Annotated in this window: 11 protein-coding genes; 6 read left to right on the forward strand and 5 right to left on the reverse strand. The window is 69.3% G+C overall.

The features are described 5' to 3' along the window. The first annotated feature begins 85 nt into the window (after positions 1 to 85). Positions 86 to 1306 (forward strand): benzoate/H(+) symporter BenE family transporter, encoded by a 1221-nt coding sequence (locus tag ACWEPG_RS21270; protein ID WP_452595218.1) that lies wholly within the window; start codon positions 86 to 88, stop codon positions 1304 to 1306. Between the two features lie 582 nt (positions 1307 to 1888). Here the strand turns inward: ACWEPG_RS21270 and ACWEPG_RS21275 are convergent. Next, complete coding sequence (locus tag ACWEPG_RS21275) at positions 1889 to 2920, reverse strand: phosphotransferase family protein (RefSeq protein ID WP_452595219.1); 1032 nt, start codon at positions 2918 to 2920, stop codon at positions 1889 to 1891. A gap of 176 nt (positions 2921 to 3096) precedes the next feature. Continuing rightward, positions 3097 to 3504 carry a hypothetical protein gene (locus ACWEPG_RS21280; RefSeq protein WP_450114167.1) on the reverse strand — a complete coding sequence of 136 codons (408 nt, stop codon included), beginning with the start codon at positions 3502 to 3504 and terminating at the stop codon, positions 3097 to 3099. A gap of 220 nt (positions 3505 to 3724) precedes the next feature. Here ACWEPG_RS21280 and ACWEPG_RS21285 point away from each other — a divergent pair, with 220 nt between their 5' ends. From ACWEPG_RS21285 to ACWEPG_RS21305, 5 genes are all read left to right on the forward strand, one after another. Continuing rightward, positions 3725 to 5110: a cytochrome P450 gene (locus ACWEPG_RS21285; RefSeq protein WP_452595220.1), complete on the forward strand. Its 1386-nt coding sequence runs from the start codon at positions 3725 to 3727 to the stop codon at positions 5108 to 5110. A 103-nt stretch (positions 5111 to 5213) separates the two neighbouring features. Then, on the forward strand, positions 5214 to 6299 hold the full coding sequence (gene pdhA / locus ACWEPG_RS21290; protein ID WP_450114169.1) for a pyruvate dehydrogenase (acetyl-transferring) E1 component subunit alpha: 1086 nt from the start codon (positions 5214 to 5216) through the stop codon (positions 6297 to 6299). Next, on the forward strand, positions 6299 to 7276 hold the full coding sequence (locus ACWEPG_RS21295) for an alpha-ketoacid dehydrogenase subunit beta (RefSeq protein ID WP_452595221.1): 978 nt from the start codon (positions 6299 to 6301) through the stop codon (positions 7274 to 7276). The genes pdhA and ACWEPG_RS21295 overlap by 1 nt, the downstream gene beginning before the upstream one ends. 11 nt (positions 7277 to 7287) lie before the next feature. After that, entirely contained in the window at positions 7288 to 8559 is a 1272-nt protein-coding gene (locus tag ACWEPG_RS21300) for a dihydrolipoamide acetyltransferase family protein (protein WP_452595222.1), read from the forward strand. A 107-nt stretch (positions 8560 to 8666) separates the two neighbouring features. After that, positions 8667 to 9848 carry an MFS transporter gene (locus ACWEPG_RS21305; RefSeq protein WP_452595223.1) on the forward strand — a complete coding sequence of 394 codons (1182 nt, stop codon included), beginning with the start codon at positions 8667 to 8669 and terminating at the stop codon, positions 9846 to 9848. A gap of 145 nt (positions 9849 to 9993) precedes the next feature. Here the strand turns inward: ACWEPG_RS21305 and ACWEPG_RS21310 are convergent, their stop codons facing one another. From ACWEPG_RS21310 to ACWEPG_RS21320, 3 genes are read right to left on the reverse strand one after another with little or no spacing between them, the layout of a single operon-like run. Beyond that, positions 9994 to 11418, reverse strand: a complete 1425-nt coding sequence (locus tag ACWEPG_RS21310) for an NAD(P)(+) transhydrogenase (Re/Si-specific) subunit beta (protein ID WP_450114173.1) — start codon at positions 11416 to 11418, stop codon at positions 9994 to 9996. Beyond that, positions 11418 to 11750 carry an NAD(P) transhydrogenase subunit alpha gene (locus ACWEPG_RS21315; RefSeq protein ID WP_378427185.1) on the reverse strand — a complete coding sequence of 111 codons (333 nt, stop codon included), beginning with the start codon at positions 11748 to 11750 and terminating at the stop codon, positions 11418 to 11420. Before ACWEPG_RS21315 ends, ACWEPG_RS21310 begins: the two co-directional genes overlap by 1 nt. Next, on the reverse strand, positions 11750 to 12865 hold the full coding sequence (locus ACWEPG_RS21320) for a Re/Si-specific NAD(P)(+) transhydrogenase subunit alpha (protein WP_450114174.1): 1116 nt from the start codon (positions 12863 to 12865) through the stop codon (positions 11750 to 11752). The genes ACWEPG_RS21315 and ACWEPG_RS21320 overlap by 1 nt, the downstream gene beginning before the upstream one ends. Between the last annotated feature and the right edge of the window lie 203 nt (positions 12866 to 13068).

The raw sequence follows: 13068 nt of genomic DNA on the forward strand, positions 1-13068 counted from the left end.
AGACGGAACCTACTCCTCACGGCTGCGACCCGCTCGCCGAAGCGCGCGCACGCCGAAATGCGGTCGATGCGGGCACCCCGGCAGGATGACCGGCGTGCCAGGAATCACCGAACCCGACCCGACCGCCACCGAGGTGGGACAGAGCCACCCGATCAGCGCCGGAGTGGTCACCGCCCTCGTCGGGTTCACGAGCTCGTTCGCCGTGGTCCTCACCGGCCTGCGCGCGGTCGGAGCGAGCCCGTCGCAGGCGGCGTCCGGCCTGATGGCGCTGTGCGTCACCCAGGCGGTGGGGATGCTGTGGCTGGCCCGGCGGTACCGGATGCCGATCACGCTGGCGTGGTCGACGCCGGGCGCCGCGCTGCTCGCCGGGACGGGCTCGGTCGCGGGCGGCTGGCCCGCCGCGGTCGGCGCGTTCGTCGGCGTCGGCGCCGCGGTGATCCTCACCGGACTGTGGCCGCGGCTGGGCCGGCTGATCGAATCCATCCCCGTTCCGCTCGCCCAGGCGATGCTCGCCGGGGTGCTGCTCCCCCTGTGCCTCGAGCCGGTCACCGCGCTGCGCGACTCCCCCGCAGCCGTCGCCCCTGTCATTCTGGTGTGGCTTGTGCTGCAACGGTTCTCGACCCGATGGGCGGTCCCCGCCGCGTTCGCGACGGCCGCGGCCGTGATCGTCGTGGACCTGGCCGTCGGTGACGCCACCCTCGACACCTCGGAACTGGTACCTCGATTCGAGGCGACGGTCCCACACTTCTCCTGGCAGGCACTGGTCGGGATCGCGTTGCCCCTGTACATCGTGACGATGGCGTCGCAGAACATCCCGGGCACTGCGGCGATGGGGTCGTTCGGTTACCGGGTGCCGTGGCGGCCGGCGATGACGGTCACCGGCATCGGCACCATCGTCGGCGCGCCGGCCGGTGGGCACGCGATCAACCTCGCCGCGATCAGTGCCGCCCTCGCCGCCGGGCCGACCGCGCACCCCGACCCGCGGCGCCGGTGGATCGCGGCGTTCACGGCCGGGTGGGCGTACCTGGTATTGGCCGTCTGCTCGGCGGCACTGGCCGCGCTGGTGGCCGCGGCCCCGTCCGGGGTCGTCGAAACGGTCGCGGGCCTGGCCCTGCTCGCCACCCTCGCCGGATCTCTCGTGTCGGCACTGTCCGACGAGTCGGATCGGCCGGCCGTTGTGCTGACCTTTCTGATCGCCGCCTCCGGGATCGCATTCGCGGGAATCGGGTCGGCGTTCTGGGCGCTGGCGGCGGGCCTGGCCATCCGGCTGCTCCTACGACCGCGATCGCCGGCGTCGAGACCGTGACCACCGAACCCCGCCGGCTCACCCCCGAAACGCACGTCCGCCCCGCTCTGGGCACGAGCGGGGCGGACGGAACAACGTTGCGGTCGGGGCGCGCCCCGAGCGCGAGACCTACTCCGTGGTGGTGGGGGTCTCGGTGGGCGTCTCCCCCGCGTCGGCGGAGAAGCTGCTGAGGAGGCCGGTGAGCAGGCCGAGAATCTGATCCATGGTGGATACCTTCCAGTTCATGTGATGCACCCATGTCCGGCGGCGCCGGGGTGCAGAGATGACGAACTCCCCCGATCGGAAGTGGTCGTCGGAAACGGCCGTCCGCGAACTGTTGCTACGCGGTGGTTTCGGTCGGCGTCTCGGTGGGCGTCTCCCCCGCGTCGGCGGAGAAGCTGCTGAGGAGGCCGGTGAGCAGGGCGACGATCTGATCCATGACGATCTCCATTCTGTCCTGATGTTCCCGATAGCCGGATTCGGCTGCGAACGAGTGTGCACCGCACTTCCGTACCGCGCGTCCGGTTTCGAGAATCAATTTTGCAAGACCGAAAAGAACACGATTCCGCAACTATCCCGGCGTTGCGTCTGCTAGCGGCTCGTTCAGTGCAGCCCGGCCGAACGCGCCGTGTCCACCGCGCGGGCGACGATGTCGTCGATGATCTTGATCGACGGCGCCCCGACCTCGGCGGTGTTGCGCGGATCCTCGATCGTGCGACGCAGCACGCCCTCTGCGATGATCGCCAGCTTCCACAGGGCCAGCGTGTGCCAGAACCCGAGCGCAGAGCGATCTCGCCCGGTCTCCCGGAAGTACACGTCCGCGAGCTCGGCACGCGTCGGGAAACCCTCCATCGTCGACGCGACGAACGGTCCCGGCAGCTCGTCATCGGCCTGCGACCAGTAGGCGAGCAGGGCGCCGACGTCGGCCATCGGGTCGCCGAGCGTGCACAGCTCCCAGTCGAGGACCGCGACCACCCGACCGTCGTCACGTGCGGTGATGACGTTGCTCAGGTGAAAGTCCCCGTGCACCAGTGTCACTTCACTCTGCTCCGGAATCGAACGTGACAGCAGCGCCGTCAACTCCTCCACTGCCGGCACCTCACGAGTCTTCGACTTCGCCCACTGCCCGGACCACCGCCGAATCTGCCGCTCCGCGAACGGCGAACGACTCGACAGGTCGTCGAGCCCGGCGAGTTCGAGGTCGACGCGGTGAATGCTGGCCAGTGCCTTCGGCATCGACAGGCCGGTGGCACGTCGCCGTTCCGGTGTCAATTCCTTGGCCACACCGATGCTGTCGACGACGACACCGTCGACGTAGCTCATCAGCATCAGCGGCGCGTCGGTCACCGCCGGATCCTCGGTCAAGGCAAGCGCTTTCGGAACCGGAACGCCCGTGCCCTGCAGGGCGGAGATGATCCGGTACTCACGGGCGACGTCGTGCGCGGACGCGAGCAGATGACCGAGCGGGGGCCGACGCAGCACCCAGGCGGAACCGCCCGAGTCGGTCACGATGTACGTCAGGTTGGACTGGCCGTTGCCGATCCGCTTGAAATTCAGCGGCGCGAGGGCACCGACCCCCAGATCCGCGATCCACGCGGAGACCGCACGCTCGTCCAGACCCACGGCGTTGCTCATCGGCTGCTCCCTTCGCTGCTGCTCCAGCGGACCCGTCCGCGCGGACGAGGCCCGACGGTGACGTACCACTGGCTCCGACCCGTCGATGCTAGTGGTTACCCCGCCTGCCTGGGCCGATTCGGCGTCACCGCAACAGGATCGGTAGGGTTCGCACCCTCCGATCCGGGCGGACCGGGTTACGAGGAACTCCCACCCGCCAGCGGGGAGGGGACCGCATCGAACCGAAGCGTCGCCTCGGCGTGATCACCGCCGGGCGGGTCGAAGGTGAATGTGGCCACGTATCGGCCGGGCTCGTGGACCGGCGTCGCAGCGGTCGCCACCCCCAATGTCAGCGGCATCGTGACGGTCCGCTCGTCGCCGTCGGGTTCGGTCACCGTCAGCACGACCGGGGTGGTGGCGTCCGCTCCGGTCGGGACCGGACCGACCGAGACACCGAGAGTCACCAGGTTGTTCGCGTAGACCGTGCCGATCGGCGGCACGGTGGCGATCTGGTAGACGGTCGCGGCGGACGCCGTCGGCGCCAGGGCGAGGGTCACGGCCCCCGCAAGCACTCCCGCGGTCACAAGTCCCTTGCTGCGCAACATGGACAATCCCTCCAGGTCGACTGATCACATTCCGAGTCCGATCACACTCCGAGTCGGGCTCCCGCCAGACTAGGACGGACCGACTCGAAACCTGCGGTACCGAATCGCCCTCGGTGCATCACGAATCGGCAGCAGACTTCCACCGACGACCGCGGGACAATTGCAGCGGGACAACTGCAGACGCACGCGCCACCACGATCCCGAATCGAAGTGAATCGCGATGACCACAACACTCCCGCACCCGCCGCACCGACTCCCGCTTCTCGGCGATCTGCTCACCGCCGACCCGAGCAGACCCTCCCAACATCTGGCCGAACAGGCGCGGGCCCTGGGCCCGATCTTCGACACCCAGGTGTTCCGGCAGCACCTCACGGTGGTGTCCGGCACCGACCTGTACGCGGACCTCTGCGACGACAAGCGGTTCGGCAAACGTATCGGGTTCAGCACGGCGTACACCCGCGAAATGCTCGGCGACGCCCTCTTCTCGGCGTACACGACGGAGCCGAACTGGTCGCGGGCGCACAACATCCTTCAGCCGGCCTTCTCGCTGTCCGCGATGAAGAACTATCACGACACGATGGTCGAGACGACACGTGAACTGATCGCGTACTGGGACGAGAACTCCCGGTCGGGGCCGGTGGACGTGCACACCGACACCAGCAAGATGACGCTGCAGACGATCGGGCGGATCGGCTTCGGCCACGACTTCCACTCGTTCGAGTCCACCGAACCGGATCCGTATGCGGCCGCAGTGATGCGCGTGTTCGCGTACATGGGACGGTCCGGGTACCGGATTCCGGTGCACTGGCTCGACCACCTGGTACATCGTCAGGCGATCGCCGGCGTGGACGCCGACCTCGCGTATGCGCGCGGCGTCGTCGACGACGTCATCCGGACCCGGCGCGCACACCCGGACGATGCGCCCGACGACGACCTGCTGGCGCTGATGCTGACCACTTCCGACCCGGCGACCGGGCGATATCTCAGTGACGAGAACATCCGCAACCAGGTGCTCACCTTCTTCGCGGCAGGACACGAAACGACCTCGGGCACACTGTCGTTCGCCCTGCACATCCTCTCCACCCACCCCGAGGTCGCGACCCGCGCCCGGGCGGAGATCGAGTCGATGTGGCCGGCCGGGACCAATCCCGATCCGGCGTTCTCCGACGTCCACAAGCTCAAGTACCTGCGGCGGGTCGTCGACGAGACGCTGCGCCTGTGGCCGATCGGGCCGGGGTTCCTCCGGGAACCGCTGCAGGACACCCTGCTCGGCGGTCGCTACCTGCTTCGAGCCGGGCAACCGGTGCTCGCGCTCACCTTCGCCGTGCACCGCGACCCGGTGTGGGGGCCGAACCCACTGGCCTTCGACCCCGACCGCTTCCTGCCGGAGCGTTCCCGCACCCGCCCGCCGGGGATCTACAAGCCGTTCGGCACCGGACTGCGGCAGTGCATCGGACGACAACTGGCCCTGCACGAGTCGGTGCTCGCACTGGCGCTGATCCTGCACCGTTACGACCTCGAACCCGACCCCGGCTACTCCCTCGAGGTCGCAGAGGAGTTCACCCTCAAACCCGCGAACCTCCGCCTCGGACTGCGCCGCCGCTGACCCTTGCGCCGCCACGCCAAAAGGGGATGCTGGTGGGTGAGGGCACAGCGCGTCGGGGCCTGTCTCACGAGGACCTCCCCGGCGACAGCACGAGGAGGTCCCGGTGGCCGACAAGAAGGTCTACCCGGTCCAGCTCGTCCAACCGGACGGCAGACGGGTGCACGGTGCACGGTATGCGGAGGTCGTCGCCGACGTCGGCGCACAGCAACTCCGCGCAATGTACGAGGACATGGTGGTGGTCCGGCGCGTCGACGCCGAAGCCACCGCGCTGCAACGGCAGGGCCAGCTCGGGATCTGGGTACCGAGTCTCGGCCAGGAAGCCGCCCAGGTCGGTTCGGCGCACGCGCTCGATCCCGACGACTACGTCTTCACCAGCTACCGCGAGCACGGTCTGGCGTACTGCCGCGGCGTGGATCCGGCGCAGTGGCCACGCCTGTGGCGCGGTGTCGCGCTGTCGTGCTGGGATCCGAACGCGCTCGCGCTGACGAATCCGGCAATCGTCGTCGGCGCGCAGGGCCTGCACGCCACCGGCTACGCGATCGGCGCGCACTTCGACGGCGCCGAGATCGCCACCGTCGCGTACTTCGGCGACGGCGCGACCAGTCAGGGCGACCTGTCGGAGGCACTGGGATTCGCCACGAGCTTCAACGCCGGGGTGGTGTTCTTCTGCCAGAACAACCACTGGGCGATCAGCGAACCCGTTCGACTGCAGAGCCCGAACCCGCTGGCACAGAGGGCAGCCGGCTACGGCATGCCGTCCGTGCAGGTGGACGGGAACGACGTGCTCGCGGTCCTCGCCGTCACTCGGACCGCGGCCCGGCGGGCCAGGGAGGGCAGCGGTCCGAGCTTCGTCGAGGCGCTCACCTACCGGATGGGTCCGCACACCACGTCCGACGACCCGACCCGCTACCGGACCGGCGCCGACCTCGAGCCGTGGCGGGCGCGCGACCCGATCGATCGGATCCGTCGACTCCTCGAACGCGAGGACGCGTGGGACGGCGAGTTCGACGGCCGGGTCCGGGAGAAGGCCGAAGGCGCGGCCGCCGCTTTCCGGGCCGGTACCCTCGCCCTGCCCGACCCGGAACCGCTGCGCCTGTTCGACCACGTCTATGCCCACGGGCACACCGTCCTCGACGAGGAACGGGACAGCTACGCCGCCTACCTGCACGACATGGAGGGGGCGCGCTGATGACCATCATGACCCTGGCCGGTGCGATCAACGCCGGACTGCGGCGCGCACTCGACCACGATCCGAAGGTCGTGTTGATGGGCGAAGACATCGGCGCCCTCGGCGGCGTCTTCCGGGTCACCGACACCCTGCAGAAGGACTTCGGTGACGCCCGCGTCATCGACACCCCCCTCGCCGAATCCGGAATCGTCGGTACGGCATTCGGACTCGCACTGCGCGGCTACCGCCCGGTGTGCGAGATCCAGTTCGACGGCTTCGTCTACCCGGCGTTCGACCAGATCGTCTCGCAGGTCGCCCGGATCCACTACCGCACCGAGGGGCGGGTCCGGGCACCGTTGACCATCCGCATCCCGTTCGGAGGCGGAATCGGTGCGGTGGAACACCATTCGGAATCCCCCGAGGTGTACTTCGCGCACGCCGCCGGACTGCGCGTGGTCAGCCCGTCCACCCCGTCCGACGCCTTCACGATGATCCAGCAGGCGATCGCCGACGACGACCCGGTGGTGTTCTTCGAGCCGAAACGCCGGTACTGGGACCGCGGCGAGGTGGAGTCCGACGCTCCGCCCGCGCTCGACCTGTATTGCGCGCGCGTCGCCCGCCCCGGCACCGACGCCACGCTCGTCGCGTACGGACCGATGGTGGCGACCGCGCTCGCCGCGGCCGCCGAGGCCGAGACAGAGGGGCATTCGCTGGAGGTGATCGACCTGCGGGCACTGTCCCCGATCGACTTCGACACCGTCGAGGCATCGGTCCGCCGCACCGGGCGGCTCGTGATCGTGCACGAGGCGCCGGTGTTCGCCGGACTCGGCGCCGAGATCGCCGCCCGCATCACCGAACGCTGCTTCTACCAACTGGAGGCGCCCGTGCTGCGGGTCGGCGGGTTCGCCACCCCGTACCCGCCGGCGAAACTCGAGAAGTACTACCTGCCCGACCCCGATCGCATCCTCGATGCGGTCGACCGGACGCTCGCCGCCTGACGGGGACCACCGTGACCGGCGAGGTGCACGAGTTCCGCCTGCCCGACCTCGGTGAGGGCCTGACCGAGGCGGAACTCATGTCATGGTCGGTGGCCGTCGGCGACACGGTTGCACTCAACCAGGTGATCGCCGAGGTCGAGACCGCGAAGGCCGCCGTCGAACTGCCGTCGCCGTTCGCGGGCACCGTCCTCGCCCTGCTCGCCGCCCCCGGTGACACGGTTCCGGTCGGTGCGCCACTGATCCGGATCGGGGATGCCGGCGCCACCTCCGAACCCCTTCCTCCCGCACAGGGTTCGGTGCTGGTCGGGTACGGCCCCGCCGCCCAGCCGGCGAGCCGACGACGCACACGACGGCGCGACGGCGGCGCCGTCACCGCGGACACCGACGGCGGCGCCGTCACACCCGGTGGCACCCGGGACGAGGCGGCCCGGCCGGACGCGAAACCGTCCGCTCGTCGACTCGCGCGCGAACTCGGCGTCGACCTGGCGACGGTGCCGGGCACCGGTTCGGGCGGGGCGATCACCGTCACCGATGTCGAAGCCGCCGCGACCGGGGGCGGCCGGGATTCCGCGCCTCAGGCGGGCCGGGAGTCCCGGACCCCGATCCGGGGCGTCCGCAAGCAGACCGCCGCGGCGATGACGCGCAGCGCGTTCACCGCACCACAGGTCACCGTATTCGTCACCGTCGACGTGACGGCGTCGATGGAACTGCTCGACCGGCTACGGAAAACGGCGCCGTTCGCCGGCCTCACCCTGACGCCGCTGTCGCTGGTGGCGAAGGCGATGCTGGTGGCACTGCGGAGTCGCCCGGAACTCAACGCGAGCTGGGACGAGGTCCGCCAGGAGATCGTCACCAAGCACTACGTGAACCTCGGTGTCGCGACCGCGACGGAGCGGGGGCTGCTCGTGCCGACGGTCAAGGACGCGCACGACATGACCCTCGTCGACCTGACCCGCGCGATCGGTGAGTCGACGGCGACCGCCCGAGCCGGGCACGCGACGCCGGCGGACCTGACCGGCGGCACGATCACGATCACCAACGTGGGGGTGTTCGGAGTCGACGCGGGCACGGCGATCCTGACGCCCGGGGAGGCGGCGATCGTGTGCCTCGGCGCGATCGCCCGCCGTCCGTGGGTGGTCGACGACGAGGTGGTCCCCCGCTGGGTGACGACGCTGGGGTTGTCGTTCGACCACCGTCTCGTCGACGGCGAGCAGGGTTCGCAATTCCTCGCCGACGTCGCCGCGATCCTCACCGACCCCCTCACCCTGCTGGCCCGGAGCTGAGCGACTCTCCTGGCCCGCAGCTGAGCGGCTTCGCCGCCCGTGAGTACTTTTGGCCGGCTGGGGACCAAGAGTGCTCACGGGCGGCGGTGCCGCCACAATGGGACCCGATGCTGCTGACCACGCTCGACGCCGCCCGTCTCCGCCGTGCCCGTGCCGCCGTCTTCGGCGTGTTCGCCGTCAACGGTTTCCTGCTCGCCGCGTGGGTGGTGCACATCCCCGCCATCTCGGAGCGGACCGGCATCAGCCACGCCACGCTGGGCTGGTTGCTGCTGGTCCTCGCCGGCGGCGCCCTGATCGGCATGCAGTTCGCCGGACCGCTCGCGGACCGGTGGGGCAGCCGACGCATGATCGCGGCGGCGGGCCTGCTGCTGTCCGCGGGTGCGATCGGTCCGGCGCTGGCCACCGACGCGGTGAGCCTGGGCGTGGCGCTCATCGTCTTCGGACTCGGCAACGGCGCGCTGGACGTGTCGATGAACTCGCAGGCGGTGCACGTCGAGCGGGCCTACGGCCGACCGATCATGTCGGCGTTCCACGCGCTGTTCTCCCTCGGTGGGGTCGCCGGGTCGCTTCTCGGTGCGGCGACGCTGGCCGCAGGCGTGGCGCCGTCGACGGCGCTGCCGGGGGCGGCCGCACTCGGCGCCGTCACCATCCTCGCCTGCCTGCCTGCGCTGCTGCCGCACGAAGTTCACGAACCCGATGAACAGACGGCGGCCACCGGTTCGGCGAGTTCACCCGAGCGACCGGCGACCGCGAAGGTCCTGGCCCTCGGCGCGATCGCGTTCGCCGTGTTCCTCGCCGAAGGGGCCGCGAACGACTGGAGCACGCTGCAGGTCAAGGAACACCTCGGCACGTCCGACGCGACGGCGGCGCTGGCGTTCGGCGCGTTCGCGGTGATGATGACCCTCGGCCGGTTCACCGCCGACCGGGTCGCCGCGGCGCTCGGACCGGTCGCGGTGGTGCGCTACGGCACCCTGATCGCAGCTGTCGGGATGGGCGCGGTGATGGCGTCGAGTTGGGTCCCGCTCACCCTGTTCGGCTGGGCGCTGTTCGGACTCGGGCTCTCGGGCTGCATCCCGCAGATCTTCACCGCCGCGGGCAACCTGAACGCGGGCTCCCCGGGCGTGAACATGTCCCGGGTGGTGGGCATGGGGTATCTCGGGTTGCTGGCCGGTCCGGCGCTGCTGGGATGGTTGACGCAGCTGATGCCGTTGACCGCGACACTCGCTGTCCCACTCCTGTGCGTCCTGCTGGCGTGCCGGTTCGCCGGACTGCTCCGGCCCACACCGTGATCCGGCCCCCCGACGAGGCACGGGCACCCTCGCGCGGTCAGCCGCGCCAGAGTGCCCGTGTCATTGCAGAGCCCGTGTCATTGCAGAGCCGGTGGTGTCACAGCGCCGTTGATGTGACACCACCGGTGGTGTTGCAGCGCCCGTGTTACAGCGCCTTCAGTTCCTCGGTGACCTCGGAGACCATCTTCTTCGCGTCACCGAACAGCATCGAGGTCTGATCCGCCGTGAACAGCGGGTTGTCGATGCCGGCGTAGCCGGACGACATGGACCGCTTGAGCACGATGACGGACTTCGACTGGTCGACGTTGAGGATCGGCATGCCGTAGATCGGGCTCGACGAGTCCTGACGCGCGGCCGGGTTGGTGACGTCGTTGGCGCCGATGACGATGGTGACGTCGGTGCGAGAGAACTCGCCGTTGATGTCGTCCATCTCCTTCATCGCGTCGTACTCGACGTCGGCCTCGGCGAGGAGGACGTTCATGTGACCGGGCATGCGGCCGGCGACCGGGTGGATCGCGTACTTGACCTCGACGCCACGCTCCTCGAGCATGCTGGCCATCTCCTTGACCGCGTGCTGCGCCTGCGCGACCGCCAGACCGTAACCGGGCACGACGATGACCTGGTTGGCGTACGCCATCTGGATCGCCGCATCGGAGGCGGAGGTGGCCTTGACGGTGCCGCCCGCGGCGGAGCCCGCGGCGCCGCCCTCGTCACCGCCACCGAACGAGCCGAAGATGATCGCCGGGATGGACCGGTTCATCGCCTTCGCCATCAGGTTGGTCAGAATCGAGCCGGACGCGCCGACGATCATGCCCGCGACGATCATCGCCTGGTTGTTCAGGGCCAGACCCGCCGCGGCGGCGGACAGGCCGGTCAGGGCGTTGAGCAGCGAGATGACGACGGGCATGTCGGCGCCGCCGATCGGCAGCACCACGAACAGGCCCATCACACCGGCCGCGACGAGCAGCCCGACGATCAGCCACGGCGACTGCGGGTCACCGTCGGCGCCCACACCGATGTAGATCGCGAGACCGATCGACACCACCGCGAGGACGATGTTCGCGAGCTGGAACAGCTTCGCCGAGGCGACGACCTTCTTTTCCAGGTTCTTGTTGAGCAGTTCCTGCAGCTTGGAGAACGCGACCAGCGAACCCCAGAACGACACCGAACCGATGATCGCGGCGAACAGCGACCCGACGATGAACGGCGCAGACGGCACCGCCTCGACAGCGGTGAAGCCGTCGGAGTTGAGGAACTCCGCCCACGCGATCAGCGCGACCGTGCCACCGCCGACGCCGTTGAACAGGGCGACGAGCTGCGGCATCGCGGTCATCTTGGTGCGCAGCGCGGGCGGGACACCGAGGATGACGCCAACGGCCAGGCCGCCGATGATCAGGCCCCAGTTGTCGGTGTCGCGGATGTCGATCAGCACCGCGATCACGGCGACGAGCATGCCGACCGCGGCGATGTAGTTGCCGCGCACCGCGGTCTTCGGGCCGGTCAGACCCGAGAGACCGTAGATGAACATCGAGAACGCGACGATGTACAGGATCGTGACGAGGTAGCCCATCAGGCGTCAGCCCCCTTCTTCTCGACGACCTTCTGGGCGTCCTTCTTGGGCTTGAACATCGCGAGCATGCGGTCGGTGACCACGAAACCGCCGACGACGTTCAGGGTGCCGAACACCAGCGCGACGAACAGGATGATCTTGATCGACCATGGCGCGTCGCCGGGCAGATGCCCGAGCACGACCAGCGCGCCGAGCACGACGATGCCGTGGATGGCGTTGGTGCCCGACATCAGCGGCGTGTGCAGCGTGTTCGGGACCTTGGAGATGACGGCGAATCCGACGAACCCGGCCAGGACCAGGATCGCGATGTTCGCCAGCAGTTCGTTGTACATCAGGCGTTCGCCCCCTCACGGGTGACGCAGGCGGCGGCGAGGATCTCGTCGTCGAAGTCGGGCGCGAGCGCACCGTTCTCGTCGAGCATCAACTCGATGACGGCCTGCAGGTTCTTCGAGTACAGCTCCGAGGCGTGCTCGGGCATCGTCGCGGGCAGGTTCAGCGGCGAGCAGATCGTGACACCGTGCTTGACGACCGTCTGACCGGGCTCGGTCAGCTCGCAGTTGCCACCGGTCTCACCGGCCAGGTCGACCACGACGGAACCGGGCTTCATGCCCTGCACCGCGGCGGCGGTGACCAGACGCGGCGCCGGACGACCCGGAACCAGCGCGGTCGTGACGACCACGTCGAAGCCCTTGATGGCGTCCTCGAGCGCCTGCTGCTGCTGCGCGCGCTCGTCCTCGGTCAGCTCGCGGGCGTAGCCGCCCTCACCGGCGGCGTCGATGCCCAGGTCGAGCCACTGCGCACCGACCGAACGCACCTGGTCCGCGACCTCCGGACGCACGTCGTAACCGGTGGTCCGGCCGCCGAGCCGCTTCGCCGTGGCGAGGGCCTGCAGGCCGGCGACACCGACACCGAGGACCAGCACGGTCGCCGGCTTCACGGTGCCCGCGGCGGTGGTCAGCATCGGGAAGTACCGGGTGGACTCCGATGCCGCGACGACGACGGCCTTGTAGCCGGCGACGTTCGCCTGCGACGACAGCGCGTCCATTACCTGAGCGCGGGAGATGCGCGGAATGGCCTCGACCGCGAACGCGGACACGCCCGCGGCCTTCAGTGCGGCGATCCCGTCGGGGTTGGTGCGCGGCGCCAGGAAACCGATCAGGACGGATCCCGACTTCAGCTTCGCGGTTTCGGCGTCGGTGGGCGGCGCGACCTTGACGACCAGGTCAGCCGACCACGGGTCGCCGATGGTGGCACCGGCCTCCTTATACAGCTCGTCCGGGATCAACGCCCCGAGACCGGCACCGGCTTCGACGACGACGTCGAGGCCCTTGCCGATCAAGGTCGTCACGACCTTCGGGACCAGCGCCACCCGCCGTTCACCGTCGTTCGTCTCTCGAACGACGCCGACCGTCGGGCGCGCCTGGGGCGTGCTCTTCGATGTGTCCAATGTGACTACTTCCTGCGATTGGTGGTTGTCGGGCCGGGACGGGCGGCGGCCCGCGTGCGACGAGCGGACGATGGTCCGGGTAGCACGAAGTAGCCAATGCTGACACGCTTTCGCTCACGGATACATCTCAAAATCCCCAAAACAGGCACTGAATCGAATCCGATCAAGGGCAAGTGGCGTAGATTCCTACGGAATTGTGTCAC

The sequence above is a fragment of the Rhodococcus sp. NPDC004095 genome (assembly GCF_053604015.1).

Excerpts from the sequence above, each read along its gene's own strand:
- ACWEPG_RS21270 (WP_452595218.1), top strand. The coding sequence starts at position 86 with ATGACCGGCGTGCCAGGAATCACCGAACCCGACCCGACCGCCACCGAG.
- ACWEPG_RS21275 (WP_452595219.1), bottom strand. The coding sequence starts at position 2,920 with ATGAGCAACGCCGTGGGTCTGGACGAGCGTGCGGTCTCCGCGTGGATC.
- ACWEPG_RS21280 (WP_450114167.1), bottom strand. The coding sequence starts at position 3,504 with ATGTTGCGCAGCAAGGGACTTGTGACCGCGGGAGTGCTTGCGGGGGCC.
- ACWEPG_RS21285 (WP_452595220.1), top strand. The coding sequence starts at position 3,725 with ATGACCACAACACTCCCGCACCCGCCGCACCGACTCCCGCTTCTCGGC.
- ACWEPG_RS21295 (WP_452595221.1), top strand. The coding sequence starts at position 6,299 with ATGACCATCATGACCCTGGCCGGTGCGATCAACGCCGGACTGCGGCGC.
- ACWEPG_RS21305 (WP_452595223.1), top strand. The coding sequence starts at position 8,667 with ATGCTGCTGACCACGCTCGACGCCGCCCGTCTCCGCCGTGCCCGTGCC.
- ACWEPG_RS21310 (WP_450114173.1), bottom strand. The coding sequence starts at position 11,418 with ATGGGCTACCTCGTCACGATCCTGTACATCGTCGCGTTCTCGATGTTC.
- ACWEPG_RS21315 (WP_378427185.1), bottom strand. The coding sequence starts at position 11,750 with ATGTACAACGAACTGCTGGCGAACATCGCGATCCTGGTCCTGGCCGGG.